This is a genomic window from Bacillus cereus group sp. BfR-BA-01408 (assembly GCF_022663305.1).
Taxonomy (GTDB): Bacteria; Bacillota; Bacilli; order Bacillales; family Bacillaceae_G; genus Bacillus_A; species Bacillus_A pacificus.
In genome coordinates, this window is the sequence record NZ_JAKUFF010000275.1 from 1 (window position 1) to 255 (window position 255).

The window sequence follows — 255 nt, forward strand, 5'->3', positions numbered from 1 at the left end:
TACCTGTTTTCGGTAAATCACGTTCTTCTTTCTTTTCACTTACAGTTGTTGTTTCTTTTGCGTTTTGATTATCCGTTGTAGTTTGTCCAGATCCTGTATTATTACCTTCATCTGTTGGTGGTGTCGTTGGATTTTCTCCATTATTTTCTTTATCATCATCGTTCTTCTTCGTTATATCAATTGCATATTTAGCAAATTCATTTTCAGATGGTCCAACATATGATATTTTTCCATCTTTCTTTATATACTTTTGTG

Annotated in this window: 1 pseudogene; it reads right to left on the reverse strand. The window is 32.2% G+C overall.

From position 1 onward, the window contains the following. Nucleotides 1-255: pseudogene (locus MR083_RS27285) on the reverse strand (bifunctional 2',3'-cyclic-nucleotide 2'-phosphodiesterase/3'-nucleotidase); the annotation flags it as partial.